A 16,519-nucleotide genomic window follows, 5' to 3' on the forward strand; every position below is an offset into this window, starting at 1 on the left:
GTCTGCAAAATAGTCTGGTTCATTGTCAGGGTTGCTGCAGCATGAGTTCACGCAACAGCGGCAAGGTGATCGGACGCTTGGTGACCAAAGAATAATGATCGAGCTGGTCCAGCATGTCTGATAGCGAGCTCATGTCGCGTTGGTAATGGGTAATTAAATAGGGTAACACGCCAGCGGACAATTGAATTCCTCTGGCGCTGGCTGCCCGCTCTAAAGCATCAATTTTATCTTCGTCTGTCAGCCCGTGTAACTGATAAATCAGGCCCCAACCAAAGCGCGTACGCAAATCGTCGCGTACATTCAAAATCATCGGTGGATGATTGCCGGTTGCGACCAGAAAGCCACCATGAGCACGCGCTTCATTGAAGAGATTAAATGCCGCAATCTGATTCAAAGGTGACAGCAAGTCGCAGTCATCTAATAAATACAAACTCACCGCTTCACTAAAATCAAATGCGCTTTCAGGGGCGTTAGCGGGAATGTAACGTGATTCGTTATGATCGGCCAGTGCATGCAATAAATGCGTTTTTCCAGCACCGGCTTCACCCCAGATATAGACGGAACGTTCGCCGTACTGGCTAGCGATGCGTTGAGAAAATAATCCCAATAATTGTGCCAGTTCGGCATTTTGACCAACCACGAAGGTAGTCAGGGATGGCAGTTTTTGTGCATCCAGATCTAAAAGTAATTGCCTCATGACTGTCGATAAAAAGGACTATTAAAATACGAGGCGCGCAGATGTTTGACTGCTACCGACACGACCGCTGATGCGGGTAGGGCAACCAGTATGCCGATAAAGCCAAATAACTGTCCAAACGCCATTAGGGCAAAAATCACAGTTAAAGGATGTAAACCTATGCGTTCTCCAACCAGTCGTGGCGTCAGGAAAAAAGATTCCAGTGTCTGACCGATACCGTAAATGATCGCGACTGCAATCAATCCATGCGCGCCATCAAATTGTAATACAGCACCGATCAATGCCAGCACCAGACCCAGACCAAAACCCAGATATGGAATAAAGACCAAAAATCCGGTAATAATGCCCACTGGTAATGCCAAGTCAAAGCGCGCGATACTCAATGCTGCGGAATAATAAATTGCTAATACCAGCATCACCAACAGCTGCCCACGTAAATATTGTGCGAGGATATCGTCGACTTCTAATAACGCAGTAGTGGCACGATGTGTCCAGCGGCGAGGAATAAATTGTGCCGAGCGTTCAATCAAAGCGTGCCAGTCCAGCAATAAATAAAATAAAACGATGGGAATTAACAACAGATTGGCAACCATGCCGATGACTGCCGTACCGCCAACGCGGATAGAAGACAAGATGGCTTTACCGATAACATCACTGCTTCCGGTAAATTGTTCACTTAATAATGCTTTAATGCCGGTGCTGTCGAGTTTAATGTTGTAGCCGTATTCTGCCAGCTTTGGGCCGAGAAACTGATCTAATCTGTCCAAAAACAGCGGAATTTCATCTTGTAATTGCGGTATCTCCCGTTTTAATATCGGGACGATGACGAAAATTAAGCCCAATACCAGCGCAATAAACAACACGATCAATAATGTTGCCGCTACCGAGCGCGGCAAACGCAAGCGCCCGAGGCGTAGCGCACACAGACGATCAAGCCAGGGATTGAGCACATAGGCAATTGTCGCCGACACAATAAATGGCATCAGAACCGGACCCAGCATAGAGAATAAGATTAATAGTGCGCATCCTGTCGCCAGCCATAGCATGGTTTGTTTTTGCTCGGTTGTAATAGAGAGTGACATCGTATTGACTGGTCGCTTATAAAATTATTTGCTGATGTGTTGATGAGGTCTTGTCCAAATATAGGTCAAGCCGCGGTCATTTTGTTAAAATAGCGTTTTTGCCGGAGTTTTCTGGCAATTCCTCTATTTTACCGCCTCAAGCCCCTACTGACGACTATCATGAGCACTCCTACCTCTGTTTCTCTCTCTTACGCCGACGCTGGTGTCGATATGGTTGCTGGCGACGCCCTCGTCGATGCAATCAAACCTTTTGCTAAACGAACCATGCGCGAAGGCGTAATGGCAGGTATTGGTGGCTTCGGTGCCATGTTCGAAGTCAGCAAAAAATACAAAGAACCAGTGTTGGTTTCTGGTACGGATGGTGTCGGTACTAAATTGAAGCTGGCTTTTCATCTGAATAAGCACGACACAGTCGGTATCGATCTGGTGGCGATGAGTGTGAATGATATTCTGGTACAAGGTGCAGAACCTTTGTTCTTCCTGGATTATTTTGCCTGCGGTAAGTTGGATGTTGCTACAGCAACAGACGTCATCAAAGGCGTTGCCGCTGGCTGCGAACAAGCTGGTTGCGCGCTGATCGGTGGTGAAACTGCTGAAATGCCTTCTATGTATCCAGATGGCGAATACGATCTGGCTGGATTTGCGGTTGGCGCGGTAGAAAAATCTAAAATTATCGATGGCAGCAAAATCCAACCAGGCGATGTAATCCTCGGTCTGGCGTCTTCAGGCATCCATTCAAACGGTTTCTCTCTTGTACGCAAAATCATTGAAGTTGCTAAGCCAGATCTGAACGCCGATTTCCATGGCCGTACACTGGGTGATGCCTTGATGGCACCAACCCGCATTTACGTTAAACCTTTGCTGGCGCTGATGGAAGCGATCGAAGTCAAAGGTATGGCTCACATTACTGGCGGCGGTTTGGTTGAAAACGTACCGCGCGTTTTGGGCGACAAATTGACAGCCGTCTTGCACAAAGATGGCTGGGAAATGCCACCGCTGTTCACCTGGTTGCAACAACACGGTGGCGTTGCTGACGCAGAAATGCACCGTGTATTTAACTGCGGTATCGGGATGGTTGTGATTGTTTCTGCCGACAATGCGGATGCTGCAATTGCCCATCTGGCAGCCTCGGGTGAGACGGTTTCACGTATCGGTGAAATCCGTGCACGTGAAGGTAACGAGCACCCAACGATCGTCGTCTGATTTTTATTTTTGTCATTCGAGACGCTGCACTTTTTAATTAAAGTGCAGCGTTTTATTTTGAGCCAAAAAAATGTCTTCTACAAATAAAAAATGGCTGATAGCCTTGATTGGCACTGATGTTACTTCTGATCTCTCAGAGGGCTGGTGATTTTCGTGGCTTTTTTCGACACCTAATGCAGTTGTGTCTTGCCTGACCGCGATTTATATTGTGGTAGCTAGGGTTAATCCTCTAAGCAAAAGAATAAAATAAATAATCATTAAATATTGTATTAAAATAAACTACCTGATCGTTCAGTCGGATGAGGTTGATGGATAAGCAGAAAGCTTTTTGCTGCTATTGTGAAACTTGTTTTTGAAAAATTAAAATGAAAAAAATTCTTTCTTTAAGTTTGGTCAGTATTCTTGCTGCATGTGGCGGAGGCGGTGGTGGTGATAGTAGCAGTTCAGGAGGTTCGGCGGTAGTTCCCCCAGTTTCAACTGTATTACCGCCTTCCTCTAGCCTGGCGAATCAATGCGCTGCTCCGCGCCCTAATACATCCGATGTTCAAGGTTCAGCCGATACAGAAAAAGCTTATTTGCGCTCTTTTGTGGATGAAACCTATCTTTGGTATAAAGATGTTCCTGCCAATCTGGTTCCAGCTAGTTATGCGACGCCACAAACATATTTTGATGCGCTTAAAACACCTTTAACCACTGCATCTGGCAAACCTGTTGATCAATTTCACTGGTCTCAAACGACGGCATCCTGGAATGCGGCTTCTTCTGGTATTTCGCAGGACTATGGCGTTCAGTGGGCAGCACAATCACTTGTGCCTCCAAGAGTATTTATTGCAGCTGAAGTTGCCAGTGGATCACCTGCAGCACTTGCTGGCGTAAAACGTGGCGACAAAGTATTGACGGTGGATGGAGTTGATTTGGTCAACGACAATACTCAGGCCGGCATCAACATTCTGAACGAAGGTTTATTTCCAAGCAAATTGGCTGCACATACCATAGGGTTTAGCGGAAAATCACCAGTCACCATGACACCAGCAACCTATACTGTTGCGACCGTTAAAAACGTGAGTACGATTCAAACTGCAAATGGTGCTGTTGGCTACTTTGCTTTCGATACACACATTCAAAAATCCGAAGCCGAATTAATGAGTGCGATTAGCCAATTGAAAGCCGCGGGTGTTACTGATCTCGTCATCGATCTTCGTTATAACGGTGGCGGTCTGCTATACATTGCAAGTGAGTTGGCGTACATGATTGCTGGTCCGACGATCACCTCTAACAAAATTTTCGAACAACTCACTTACAATGATAAGTTGACCTCGAAAAATCAAATCTATCCATTTTATTCATCAAGTACGACGAATCAAGCCTTGCCAACTCTGGGACTGAATCACGTCAGTTTGTTGGTGTCGGGAGGAACAGCATCCGCTAGCGAATCTATTATTAATAGTTTGCGTGGCGTTGGCGTAAAAGTTGATTTGATCGGTGCGACAACACGTGGTAAGCCATATGGTTTTGTTCCGCAGGATAACTGTTCTTACACCTATTTTTCAATTCAGTTCAAAGGTCAAAATAACATCGGCTATGGTGATTATGCGGATGGCTTTGCACCAACATGTAATGCTCCCGACGACTTCACTCGTCTGCGGGGTGATCCTTCTGAGGCCATGTTAAAGACGGCGCTCAACTATCGTCTGACCAATGTTTGCCCGGCGAATGTGACCAGTACAACCGTAACTGGATTCGATTCACTTAAATTCAATTTAATTCGTCCGCAAAGTCAGGAAATGCGAATCGTTACACCTAAACCTGGTATATGAAAACACACCGGATCTTGTTACACACATTGACTGTCATTGCCTTAACAGCGTGCCAGTCAGGTGGTGCAACGCCAGAAGAGCGGCCAGCTTTGTTATGCAATGCTAGCCAGCTCGCCTTGCAGGAGCTGCAAGAGGTTACAGCCAGGATCAGTGGTTTTAGCGATGTCCTGTTGTCCGAGAAGGACTGGATGCAAGACAGCGACGTTGTATTGGAACGCCGTCATCAACGCAATCCGCAAGGCGATCTGATACAAGGGCGAGATATTGAGATGCCGCACAGGGTTCGTTTACTTAAGCGAGCAAATCAATGCCTCCTAATTGATCTGAACACTGGGCGCAGTGAGTCTCTGCACCAGGTGCAATGTCATGTGAAATAGATTAGCAAATGGCAATTCTAAAAGAACCTCTGTATCGAATTTACAGAGGTTTTTTTTTGGTAAAAGTGTCGATCATGCGCCAACATTACAAAGTCAAAATTTCACCAGTATCACTGATGAAGTGGAAATTTATCTATCATGTTGATATTTTTTGTTACTTTACGTTGTATTTTGTTTCCACAGTTGATTGGTGCAAATAGAGTCATTTAAAATTCCTTAAAGAAATTTAGTGGAGTCAACAATGACAGTGCACCAAAAATTGGAAATTTATTACGTGCATTCGTCTTATGTACGACGCACTTATTCCCAACTTTTGGCCCGTGATGTTGACGCTCTCAAGGTGCTGGGTGTGTCTGGCTTGACTCTTGAACAGATCAACACTTCCATTTTGTCACTTGGTTTGGATGAACCTCATAGTGCTGCGCTATTTCGATCAACGTCTTGTCACAGCGTAGCGCCGCCAGCGCCACTTTCGCTTTAAAAGTGCCTGAGTGATTACGTCTTGTTCTCTTGGTCATGATTATGCTCCTGAATTCGGCCTTCTGGCCGAGATTTTGAAGCAAAGCGTCCACTTAAACTACTGTTCGAAAATCCGGAACCACTTCTGCGCAGATAGTCAATGTGGTAAATTCAGTCAAACATTTTGTCAACGACCACAGGCAAAAATATTTCTAAACAAGAGGAGGAAGAAGGATTAATCTCGCTTATTCTGACTTCATTCTTTTGTAATTGAGCGCGAATTTCTTCGTAGCTAAAATCTAATTGCATTTTCTTTTGTGACTCATCAAATTCAGCAGGTGACATAAACCTCGCATATGAAAGTATTCGAAGTTCAACAGGAATCGATTGATTTCCGATCTCACCATTTACCATAGCTCTTGAATAAAATGTTTTAGTACCATATTTATTGATTAATTTTTTATGCAATTTAGACAAAAAAATAATGTTCTCAGACATCTCGAATTTCCCTGCATTCATTTTCTATTCTCAAACGCATAATAAGTAGCAATTACATATCCCAAAATACCCGACCCAGAAATTAACATATCTATAAAAATCAGATGCTTTTCAGAACGAAAAACAACGAGCTCTGAGTACCCAATTAAATTCATAATTAGAAAGACACTCATCACTAAAATAATAGTTAATACATCAACTTCGGTTTTAATTAAATAGAAAATCATAGTCCCATACACAAAGAAGCTAATAATAAAAACTTCGTATAAAACTTCTGGAAACAGGAAACCTGTGTAATATCGACACCAAAAAAATGAAATCCAAACCAAAAGTAAACAGAAAAATTGCTTTAAATTTATAGTCTTTTTTAAGATAAGTTGTACGAGACCAATTGGCCCAAGACAAGACAAGATAATGGTTTCTATAAATAATTTTTTCTGCTCGTCGTCGAAACGCGCCCCATTTCTTTTTTCATTATTATTCATATTCCCTCCATTTACTTAAGAGTATTTCCCACATGCGAAATGCGCAGGTATCACTGCAGATGTCATTCCTAATGGAATAAAAAGAAGCGCTATTTTTGCCAAAAGTGTCAAGCCAATACCCCCCATTTTTGCAAGAATCGGCCCTAACAATGAGCTTCCCTCGATAATTAGTTCACCATCAGGTGAATGTCATGCAGCGAGATTCTCTTGATTTTGTTTCTTCATCCAGTCTTCCAGATATTGAACTGGAGAGCGGTAACCTAATGTCGAATGCTGCCGTGTTCGATTATAAAACACCTCAATATATTCAAAGCTCGCAGCTTTCATTGCATCATGGGTTGCATATCGAATTCCATGATAACGCTCATTCTTGAAGCTGTTAAACCAGCTCTCGGTAGGTGCGTTATCCCAGCAATTTCCCTTACGACTCATGGAGCAAACCATGCCAAACTCCTTAAGCTTACTCTGAAACGCTTTACTGGCATATTGACAATGTCTACGCCATTTTGATTTCTGACTGAGGTGCTACCGGTAGTCACAATTTGCGCGGTTACCGGGCGCATACTGAGGCAGGCAAGACCAATCAGAACAGCCACCCGGCTCGTTTGTGATAATTTCCACTTATACTTAGATTTAGTTTTCATTTTTTTTACTCCCTGAGTGTAAAACATAGAAACAATAAAGGCTCAACTACTTCAACAAGTCATAAGCTATTCACGCCTATGACTTCAGAACGACCATGAGCTAGTGGCCGAAAATTTATTTAACAAGGTTGGCATCAGCGAGGTCTTTCCTCTCGCGTATTCCATATCTAAGGTCGCGGTTTTTAGTTGAAGAGTCAGACCTATGCTTGCACTGGCAGCTTTTTGCTTCTGATGATTTGTTCCGGAGTTCCATACTTCTCCGATATCAAGACCGAGTCTTGGGCGGAAAAAGATGCTGTATTGATTGATAGGAAGGGAATATGTATTGCGTAATGTGAAGCCATTATCACCAGCCGCACCCCAGTCAGACAGACCACGAACACTGGATCTGTCCGTGGCACTCATTTGTTCAATTGCGTATAAGCGCTGTTTTGAATACTGAGTAAAGAATTGATGTTCATAGATCAGAGCTTGATTCTGAATAAGGGTATTGCCGCTCCAGTTCGCAGACAGCAAAAATTTATCGAATCGTGCATGTGGATAATCGACAGAAATGTCAGAGACATCCTTTGTCGACTTGAACATTCCCAATCCTCTTTGCCATTCGAAACTGGTATTCAAACTAGAAGACGGGAACAGACTTGTCCAACTAAATCCAAGTTGTGATTTAGTGATGACCGGACTTTATACATCAATCACACTATCTAAGAGTTCGCTGCGTGTATTAGTGCGAGACAATTGTCCAAATACGTTACTAATAGTGTTTGTGTTACGTTGAATGACTCGTTCTAATCGGATTGAATCTTGTGGTGTTTGACCACTTTGTTGGGCTGTACTGTTCGTGAGTTGTAATAGCGATTGATAGTTTGATTGGCTGATATTGGCACTGATTAACCAATACCCCAATGGAAGGTTGTATGAAAAATAGGCGCTTTGGCTACTCGACGATTTGCTACCTCCAAACATCATCAAGTCGGAAAAGCCCAGCGGACTATCCAGAGAGAAATTCGCTCGCTTCACAATTTTCCCAGTTCCACTCTGGCCAGTGTTGTCTATCATCAGGCTGCCGTGAAAGCGACTTTTATCCTGGTTCTTCACGCTGATCGTGACGCCATTTTCTGAACTTGGATAAATCTCTATTTCTGCCTGGTTACTGCTGAGTCGATTGATTTGTTCTAAAGCCTGATCAAGATCCTGGACATTGAGATAAGGATGATCTTTATAGTTTGGGAAAATAAAATTGGGATTGATGGTCTTACTGGCGCCGAGAATATTGTCGATTCGAACAGGTTCAATATGTAGGTGAATTTGTTGGCTGCCGAATGGCGATTGATTGCTTATTTGAATTTTGAAGTATCCGGCTTGTATAAAGACTTCAGTTACAAGTCTCGAAAATTGATTGAGCTCTTCTTGTTCTATGCAGCCTGGTAAGTTATTCAGGATTTGCGTGCGGGATTGTTTTGAAAGTAGTTCCAGACCACTGATGGTGAGTGTTCTGTAGTCGCTGCAATTATCAGTGTTTTTTTTCTGCTGTTTGTCGACCGCAACTTCCAAAGATGAATTATTCGAGGTAGGCTCATTTATGGAAACGCCTAAGTCTCCTGTTGCGGCCAAGGCGGGGGATGTATTGCAGATACAAATGAAGACGCCAGCCATGGCGATATTGACAAAAATATCCCACATTCTATTTTTATTATTTGGCATGAAAATTCCTTTTCAATTCTAAAAATTGAATGAAGTTCACAAAATATTTCGATTTCTGATGCGATACGGTAGGGCTTGCTACGCCGATGTTCTGACAGGCTTTCTATGTAGTTTTAAAACATCGCGTAAACAGTTTATGGCGTATGATTTCAATCAAACACCTCGAAAGGTGACAAGTTGTCTTCATCAACTGCCAAACTGGTATGGTGTGTAATTTGCAATTATTGAGAGTCAGGTGCGTGCTTGGTTTTGATCACGCCATCAACAACGGCCATTGAAGCGATATATTTTTAAACGAGAAATTCGTCTTTTTGGATGTAAAATGAGAAAATCCGTTATCTGATTATCTACACATTTTTATGCAAAAAATACGTTGTGCCTGGGCTAACCCCGCCAATCCGTTGTATCTTCACTATCATGATCATGAGTGGGGCGTCCCCTGCCATGACGAGCGTCGCTTATTTGAGATGTTGAATCTGGAAGGTGCTCAGGCGGGCTTGAGTTGGGAAACAATTTTGAATAAGCGCGAAAATTACAGGCTGGCGTTTGATCATTGGGATGCCCATAAAATTGCAACCTATGACGACGCTAAGGTGGCGAGTTTATTGGCTAATCCAGGCATCGTCCGTAATCGTCTTAAGGTCGCTGCGACAATCAACAATGCCAAAGCCTATTTGCGTTTGTGCGAAGAAAAAGGCAGCCTGGACGCGTATCTGTGGGCCTATGTGAATGGCACACCGATACACAACAATGGTGAGCGTATTGTCACCACACCGCTGTCAGATCTGATATCCAAAGATCTGAGTAAGCGCGGTTTTAAATTCGTTGGTTCAACCATTATTTACGCTTATATGCAGGCAATTGGCATGGTGCATGACCATGCAGCCAATTGCGACTGGCATCGCCCTGCTTAGCTCAAAGCGTACTTAAGGCAACGATAAATTTAATGTTGTTTACCGGAGCCATTTTGTTCGGCAAACGATTGAATTTCGCCGGAAGAAGTTTTGTTATCCTGGTTGCGTGGATGCGCGACCATCACTGGTGTGTTGCGCGAACTGGCATGGGATAACACAGTAGAGTTCGTCGCATGTCCGGCGGGACTGTTTGTATTGACCGTGTTGTCAGCATCCCAGATTGGTGCATCGATGCCTTCAAACACTGCTTTCAATTGCTGACCCCAGCTACTGCGTATCATCTGGAAATAGTGGTTTTTTTCATCGATGGTAACAAAGCGTGTCACTGCAAGCCGATTATTTTCATACACTAGCAAATCCAAAGGTAATCCGACAGAAACATTGGAACGCAAGGTGGAATCCATTGAAATCAGCGCGCATTTTGCGGCATCGTCTAAGCTCGTTGATGGATTGATAACGCGGTCTAAAATCGGCTTGCCATATTTGGCTTCACCGATTTGGAAATAGGTATTTTCGTTATGCGCTTCGATAAAATTACCGGCGGCGTAAATTTGAAATAAACGACAACGCTCCTCACCGATTTGGCCGCCAAACATCAGACTGACGTTAAAGTCGATGCCAAAATCCGCCAATGCTTTGGCGTCACGCTGATGCACTGTGCGTACAGTTTCACCCAGAATACGGGCGGCTTCGTACATGTTAGGTGCATTCCAGATGCTATTGCCGTTGCTGTCTTTGAAATCAGACAGGAGTTCGCGGATGGATTGTGAAATAGATAAATTACCGGCAGTCATCAAGACCATTAAACGGTCGCCGGGATTTTCAAATACCGACATTTTGCGGAAGGTGCCAACTTGATCCACCCCAGCATTGGTACGGGAATCCGACAAAAAAACCAGCCCGGCGTCGAGGCGCATGCCAACACAGTAAGTCATAATTTCAATCAAGCAAATAGCTGCAAAGTCTGAATTTTACCTCAAGCTCAAGGCAGGATGGTCTGAATCGAGATTATCGTGGTGTGACCCGTACACTCACTTGTAAGGTTTCTGTGCCACCGCCGCGTCGTACGCCACGTACTGGCGCCGCCGAGTCATAATCTCGACCTATCGCCAGACGGCAATACGTATCATCCATCAGACGAGCATGCGTTACATCGATGCTAACCCAGCCGTCGTAATCGGCGTCTTGCGCCCAGACGTCGACCCAGGCATGGCTATCAGCATGACCGCTGGTTTCAGGATCGATATAGCCAGACACATAACGGGCTGGTATGCCACGTACATGACAGCAGGCCAGAAACAAATGAGCGTGATCCTGGCAAACGCCCAGACCCATACTTAGTGCATCATCGGCCGTACTGGTGACGATTGTGGTGCCGCTGCGGTAAGCTACCGTCATTTGTATTTTGCTTGCCAGATCAAGTAATTCGGTCGTTGTGGCGGACTGATTGCGCGGTAATGCTTGATGCGCAAACGCCATAATTGCCGGGCTTGCCTCAGTCAGGCGCGTCGGTACAGTAAATACCAACGGCGAAAAATTTTCTGCGTCGCTAATGCGCCCGTATGCAGGTGCGCTGATGTCGACGATACCTTGTGCCAGAATGCTAATTGCTGAGTGAGCACCGGTAATCGTCAACGTATGCGACTGATTGCCATAAGCATCGATAAATGCCGTTTTATTGCCCGCGGTCTGTACTTCCCAATGGATGATTTGTTGATGCTGTTCTATGCGTGGCGTCAACCGCAATTGCTGAATGGTATAGGTTGACGGCAGCGAATACTGATACGTTGTCTGATGCGAAATGACGAGTTGCATATAACGTTAAGCGGCTAAAGGAACCAGAAAATCGCGGCTGATGCGATTGCCTAATTCAAAAATACGTTCCAAAAATTCTGTCAGTGTATCGTGTAAGCCAGCCTGCAAAATATCTTCAATTCTGGCGAATTTAAATTCCGCATGCAGTTTTCCGGCCAGTCTTTCCGTATCCGCCGACACATCATTGCGTACTTCGGCCAGGTTCGCGACTACTTCATCCATGCAAGCCAATAAAGAGCGTGGCATATCACCGCGTAACATTAACAGTTCGGCGACACGTTCTGGCGTAATCACGTCGCGATACACTTTACGATAGATTTCAAATCCAGAAACTGAACGCAAAAGCGCACCCCAATAATAGAAATCTCTTTGCATGAGTTGCTTGCCGCTTTCAATTTCTTTTGCACTATGAAATTTCACATCCAATATCCGCGCGGTGTTATCGGCACGTTCTAAAAATGTACCCAGGCGTATAAAGTGCACAGCCTCATCCTTGAGCATCGTTCCCAGCGTCACACCACGGGATAGGTGTGAGCGGAATTTGACCCATTCGAAAAATTGTCCCGGGTCTTGTTCCAGCATGCCGCTGGCGAGTTTTTCTTGCACTTCCAGCCAGGTGGCATTTTGCGTTTCCCATACTTCCGTCGTCAGTGTGCCACGCACAGCACGTGCATTTTCGCGGGCTTCTTTCAAACAGGATGCGATGGAGGAAGGATTCATGGGATCACGCACCATAAAGTCCAACACATCTTTTTTGGTCAGTAAGCCGTAGTGATGATCATACGCTGATTGCAGTTCGGAAATGCCCAACATGGCACGCCAGCCTTGTTCTGCATTTTCTGCGGATTGCGGCAGCATTGAGGTTTGCACGTTCACATCTAACATGCGGGCGGTATTTTCGGCACGTTCAGTGTAGCGTGCCATCCAGAATAAATGATCAGCGGTGCGACTTAACATGATGTTTCCTTGTACGCATGGTTGCGCGACGAACTATTTTTGTGATCTGACGTTTATTTTTCTAAGACCCAGGTATCTTTTGTGCCACCGCCTTGCGATGAATTGACGACCAATGAACCTTCTTGCAACGCAACGCGGGTCAAGCCGCCGGGTACCATAGAAATAGTCTTGCCCGACAACACAAACGGTCTTAAATCGATATGCCTTGGGGCTATGCCACTCTCCACAAAAGTCGGGCATGCTGACAGGGCCAATGTAGGTTGGGCGATGTAGCCATCAGGCTTAGCAATCACACGCTGACGGAAGTCTTCAATTTGTTGTTTGGTCGATGCCGGGCCCACCAACATACCATAGCCACCCGCACCGTGTACTTCTTTGACAACCAGATCGGCGAGATTGGCTAAGGTATAAGCCAGATCCTCGGGTTTGCGACATTGATAAGTCGGGACATTATTTAAAATCGGCTGTTCCGATAAATAAAACTTAATCATATCCGGCACGTAAGGATAAATTGATTTGTCATCAGCAACGCCCGTGCCTATCGCATTGGCGAGGGTCACGCGACCAGAGCGATAAACGGATAACAAACCCGGCACGCCGAGGGAAGAATCAGGCCGGAATGCGAGTGGATCTAAGAAATCATCATCGATGCGGCGATAGATCACATCCACCCGTTTGGGACCGCGGGTGGTGCGCATGTAGACAGCGTTATCGTTGACGAACAAATCCTTCCCTTCAACCAGCTCCACGCCCATTTGCTGAGCCAGAAATGCATGCTCAAAATAGGCAGAGTTATACATCCCGGGCGTCATCACGACCACAGTAGGATCATCAATGCCCATCGGTGCGACGGAACGCAGGTTGTCGAGCAACATATCTGGATAATGATCGACTGGCGCGATTTTATTGCTGCTAAATAATTCTGGAAAAAGGCGCATCATCATCTTGCGGTCTTCCAGCATATACGACACACCAGAGGGGACACGTAGATTGTCTTCCAGAACGTAAAATTCACCCTGACCAGCGCGCACGATATCGACGCCGGCAATATGGGCATAGATATCAGACGCGACTGATATGCCTTGCATCTCAGGTCGATACTGCGCATTTTTATAAATTTGCTCGGGCGGAATAATGCCGGCTTTAATGATGTTCTGATCGTGATAAATATCATGAATGAACATATTCAGTGCTTGCACGCGCTGTACCAGGCCTGTTTGCAATTGTTGCCACTCATGCGCCGGAATAATGCGTGGAATGATGTCGAAAGGGATCAGGCGTTCTGTGCCTGCATCATCACCATAGACAGCAAAAGTGATGCCGACGCGGCGAAAACTCAGGTCAGCTTCTGCCCGTTTACGTTGAAGACGTTCGGCAGTTTGTTGTTTTAGCCACTGATCAAAATCGCGATAATGCTCACGCGTGATATTGAGACCATTTGCGCTGGTTGCATCTTCAGCAGTCATTTCATTAAAAAATTTTGCCATGTCATCGTTCCGCGAGTGCTGTTGATTTTGACTATATCAAGAAACATGCCACCTGACACCTGGTATCTGCATCGATCTCAGGGGGCGCGTAGGTAATCAATCAGTTCCAGGGTTTTTGCATCTGGTTTAGGCGTAAAAAGGCTAACAATCGCCATCGTAATAAACCCGGCAGGTACGCCAAATACACCGGCGGATATCGGTGCGATATGCCACCATTGATTTTGCATGTTGCCGCCGAACAAGGGATGCGTGTAAAGCATGTAAAACACACATACACAAAAGCCTGTAATGATGCCAGCGACTGCACCTTGATGGTTCGTCCGTTTCCAGAATATGCCCAATACCAGTGCAGGAAATAAGGTCGAGGCTGCAACAGAAAAAGCTGCACCAACTAAGGACAAAATATCAGCAGGTTTCAATGAAGCAATATACGCCGCGAACAAAGCGACAACGAGCAAAAACAATTTGGAAATCGTCACACGCTTTTGCGTTGAGGCTGATGGGTCAAGAATCTTGTAATAGACATCGTGTGATAAAGAATTGGAAATCGTCAACAGCAAACCATCTGCGGTTGATAGCGCAGCAGCTAATCCGCCCGCAGCAACTAAACCAGAAATGACATACGGCAATCCGGCAATTTCTGGTGTCGCCAGGACGATGATATCGCCGTCAATATTGATTTCAGATAGCTGCACGATGCCATCTTTATTTACGTCAATAATGCTGATGAGCGGGTTGAGCTTGTCAATATTTGCCCAATACGTCACCCACGACGGCAAATTAGAAAACTGTGTGCCGACTAATGAGGTGTAGATATCATACTTGATCAAAATAGCAATCGCCGGGATTGTAATGTAGAGCAACATGATAAAGAAAAGCGACCAGAATACCGAGTCACGGCTAGCGGTCACTGACGGTGTGGTGTAGTAGCGTGTCAATACATGTGGTAGTGCAGCTGTACCCATCATCAGGCACAATACCAGGGCGATAAAGTTATTTCGCTTGACGTCAGATTCAGATGTGGTCTTTGCTGCATACGGTGAGTATTGTGAGAAACCAGGTTGCGCTTTGGTGAGGTAGGTATTTCGGACCTCGGTCCAGCGATTACGCGCCTCTTCGGGTGTGGCTGGGTAATTCGCCAAAATACGGCTGGCATTTTTGATGGCAATCAGATTGCCCGATTCAGATTTTAGTTTTTCTAAGTCTTTGGCTAACTCCGCACGCCCATTTTCCCAGGAAGTCGGAAGGAGCTGAATTTTTTCCTGAAACTCATTGGCGCGCAATTGGTAAATTGCCCGTACTTCATTTTCTTTAGGATCATTTTCAAACGTATGTTCCAGGCTACTGAGTTTCGGTAAAAATGTACCATAAGATATTTGCGGAATGGGATTGTCGCTATGTTTGATCGATAACCATATGGCAGGGATCATAAATGCAATCAAAATAATGATGTATTGCGCCACCTGCGTCCAAGTGATAGCGCGCATGCCACCCAAAAACGAACATACCAAAATACTCGCTAGTCCAAGAAAAATGCCCACTGAAAAATCCACACCCGTAAAGCGCGAGGTAATCAGCCCGACACCATAGATTTGCGCAACAACGTAAATGAAAGAAATAAACACCGTCGCAAATACGGCAAGCAATCTGACCATGTTGGTTCCGGCCGGACCAGAAAAACGGGCGCCTAAAAAATCCGGGATCGTGTATTGCCCAAACTTACGTATGTATGGCGCGACCAGCATTGCCACCAGACAGAATCCTCCGGTCCAGCCAACAATGTACGCAAAGCCGTCAAATCCTTGTAAAAATAATCCTCCTGCCAGACTCAAAAAACTGGCCGCAGAAATCCAGTCTGCCGCAGTGGCCATGCCGTTAAAAACGGCGGGGACCCGGCGTCCCGCAACATAGTATTCAGTGATATCCGATGTCCGGCATAAAACGCCAATGCCGGCGTAAATGACGATGGTCACGAACATAAACAGATAGCCTATCCATGACCGTGGAACACCTTCGCGCTCAAGTATCGCCAGGCTGATCAGGAACACAAAAAACAGTGCCGTGTACCAGAGATAATACTTGGTTAATTTTCGGGAATAATTTGCTTGAGACATTAATCGTCACCTTCTTTTTTTGTTCGACCGATCCAGTGCATCCCAATCGAATACGTCGCCAAAATGAAGACAAAGCTCAGAGTTAATCCTTGTGCGGCAATGTAGAATGACAAAGGCCAGCTAAAAAAATGTAGTGTCGATAACTCGCGGGCAAAAAACAAACAGCCGAATGTCAGGCTGAACCATAAAAGTAGCAATATGCTGGTTAAGCGCTTGGCATTGCGCCAATAGTCAGAGGATATTTTGCCAGTCTTTTTTTGCATTGG

The 16,519-nt window shown here is 45.2% G+C and carries 15 protein-coding genes and 3 pseudogenes; 4 read left to right on the plus strand and 14 right to left on the minus strand.

The window, feature by feature from the left end:
* Positions 1-25: 25 nt before the first annotated feature.
* Together hda and ACO0KY_RS14855 are read right to left on the minus strand one after the other, a co-directional pair.
* On the minus strand, positions 26-697 hold the full coding sequence (gene hda / locus ACO0KY_RS14850; RefSeq protein WP_423047299.1) for a DnaA regulatory inactivator Hda: 672 nt from the start codon (positions 695-697) through the stop codon (positions 26-28).
* Complete coding sequence (locus ACO0KY_RS14855; RefSeq protein WP_423047301.1) at positions 694-1,779, minus strand: AI-2E family transporter; 1,086 nt, start codon at positions 1,777-1,779, stop codon at positions 694-696. The genes hda and ACO0KY_RS14855 overlap by 4 nt, the downstream gene beginning before the upstream one ends.
* Before the next feature lie 159 nt (positions 1,780-1,938).
* Between ACO0KY_RS14855 and purM the strand changes: the two genes are divergently transcribed.
* The 3 genes from purM to ACO0KY_RS14870 all read left to right on the plus strand — a co-directional run bounded on the left by purM (position 1,939) and on the right by ACO0KY_RS14870 (position 5,176).
* A complete protein-coding gene (gene purM, locus ACO0KY_RS14860) occupies positions 1,939-2,982 on the plus strand; it encodes a phosphoribosylformylglycinamidine cyclo-ligase (RefSeq protein WP_423047303.1) in 1,044 nt (347 codons plus the stop codon).
* Between the two features lie 365 nt (positions 2,983-3,347).
* Positions 3,348-4,799 carry a S41 family peptidase gene (locus ACO0KY_RS14865; protein ID WP_423047305.1) on the plus strand — a complete coding sequence of 484 codons (1,452 nt, stop codon included), beginning with the start codon at positions 3,348-3,350 and terminating at the stop codon, positions 4,797-4,799.
* Entirely contained in the window at positions 4,796-5,176 is a 381-nt protein-coding gene (locus ACO0KY_RS14870; protein ID WP_423047307.1) for a hypothetical protein, read from the plus strand. Before ACO0KY_RS14865 ends, ACO0KY_RS14870 begins: the two co-directional genes overlap by 4 nt.
* A gap of 380 nt (positions 5,177-5,556) precedes the next feature.
* On the opposite strand, the pseudogene ACO0KY_RS14875 reads toward ACO0KY_RS14870, so the two are convergent.
* From ACO0KY_RS14875 to ACO0KY_RS14900, 6 genes and pseudogenes are all read right to left on the minus strand, one after another.
* A pseudogene (locus tag ACO0KY_RS14875) lies at positions 5,557-5,694 on the minus strand (transposase); the annotation flags it as partial.
* 112 nt (positions 5,695-5,806) lie between these two features.
* A complete protein-coding gene (locus ACO0KY_RS14880) occupies positions 5,807-6,133 on the minus strand; it encodes a hypothetical protein (protein ID WP_423047309.1) in 327 nt (108 codons plus the stop codon).
* A gap of 17 nt (positions 6,134-6,150) precedes the next feature.
* Positions 6,151-6,618, minus strand: a complete 468-nt coding sequence (locus tag ACO0KY_RS14885) for a hypothetical protein (protein ID WP_423047311.1) — start codon at positions 6,616-6,618, stop codon at positions 6,151-6,153.
* A 189-nt stretch (positions 6,619-6,807) separates the two neighbouring features.
* Positions 6,808-7,116: pseudogene (locus ACO0KY_RS14890) on the minus strand (IS3 family transposase); the annotation flags it as partial.
* A complete protein-coding gene (locus ACO0KY_RS14895; RefSeq protein ID WP_423047313.1) occupies positions 7,047-7,262 on the minus strand; it encodes a hypothetical protein in 216 nt (71 codons plus the stop codon). The pseudogene ACO0KY_RS14890 and the gene ACO0KY_RS14895, both read right to left, overlap by 70 nt.
* Positions 7,263-7,346: 84 nt before the next feature.
* Positions 7,347-8,966: pseudogene (locus ACO0KY_RS14900) on the minus strand (ShlB/FhaC/HecB family hemolysin secretion/activation protein).
* A 359-nt stretch (positions 8,967-9,325) separates the two neighbouring features.
* Between ACO0KY_RS14900 and ACO0KY_RS14905 the strand changes: the two are divergent.
* Positions 9,326-9,880 carry a DNA-3-methyladenine glycosylase I gene (locus tag ACO0KY_RS14905; protein WP_423047315.1) on the plus strand — a complete coding sequence of 185 codons (555 nt, stop codon included), beginning with the start codon at positions 9,326-9,328 and terminating at the stop codon, positions 9,878-9,880.
* Between the two features lie 29 nt (positions 9,881-9,909).
* On the opposite strand, the gene ACO0KY_RS14910 is transcribed toward ACO0KY_RS14905, so the two are convergent.
* The 6 genes from ACO0KY_RS14910 to ACO0KY_RS14935 all read right to left on the minus strand — a co-directional run bounded on the left by ACO0KY_RS14910 (position 9,910) and on the right by ACO0KY_RS14935 (position 16,516).
* Positions 9,910-10,815, minus strand: a complete 906-nt coding sequence (locus ACO0KY_RS14910) for a proteasome-type protease (RefSeq protein WP_186913782.1) — start codon at positions 10,813-10,815, stop codon at positions 9,910-9,912.
* 73 nt (positions 10,816-10,888) lie between these two features.
* Entirely contained in the window at positions 10,889-11,695 is an 807-nt protein-coding gene (locus tag ACO0KY_RS14915; protein WP_423047317.1) for a transglutaminase family protein, read from the minus strand.
* A 6-nt stretch (positions 11,696-11,701) separates the two neighbouring features.
* Positions 11,702-12,652 carry an alpha-E domain-containing protein gene (locus ACO0KY_RS14920; protein WP_423047319.1) on the minus strand — a complete coding sequence of 317 codons (951 nt, stop codon included), beginning with the start codon at positions 12,650-12,652 and terminating at the stop codon, positions 11,702-11,704.
* A gap of 53 nt (positions 12,653-12,705) precedes the next feature.
* Entirely contained in the window at positions 12,706-14,139 is a 1,434-nt protein-coding gene (locus tag ACO0KY_RS14925; protein WP_423047321.1) for a circularly permuted type 2 ATP-grasp protein, read from the minus strand.
* Positions 14,140-14,216: 77 nt separating this feature from the next.
* Complete coding sequence (locus ACO0KY_RS14930) at positions 14,217-16,253, minus strand: sodium:solute symporter family protein (RefSeq protein ID WP_423047323.1); 2,037 nt, start codon at positions 16,251-16,253, stop codon at positions 14,217-14,219.
* On the minus strand, positions 16,253-16,516 hold the full coding sequence (locus ACO0KY_RS14935; RefSeq protein ID WP_186913787.1) for a DUF4212 domain-containing protein: 264 nt from the start codon (positions 16,514-16,516) through the stop codon (positions 16,253-16,255). Before ACO0KY_RS14935 ends, ACO0KY_RS14930 begins: the two co-directional genes overlap by 1 nt.
* Positions 16,517-16,519: the final 3 nt, after the last annotated feature.

The sequence above is a fragment of the Undibacterium sp. Dicai25W genome (genome assembly GCF_049340505.1).
Classification (GTDB): domain Bacteria; phylum Pseudomonadota; class Gammaproteobacteria; order Burkholderiales; family Burkholderiaceae_D; genus Undibacterium; species Undibacterium jejuense.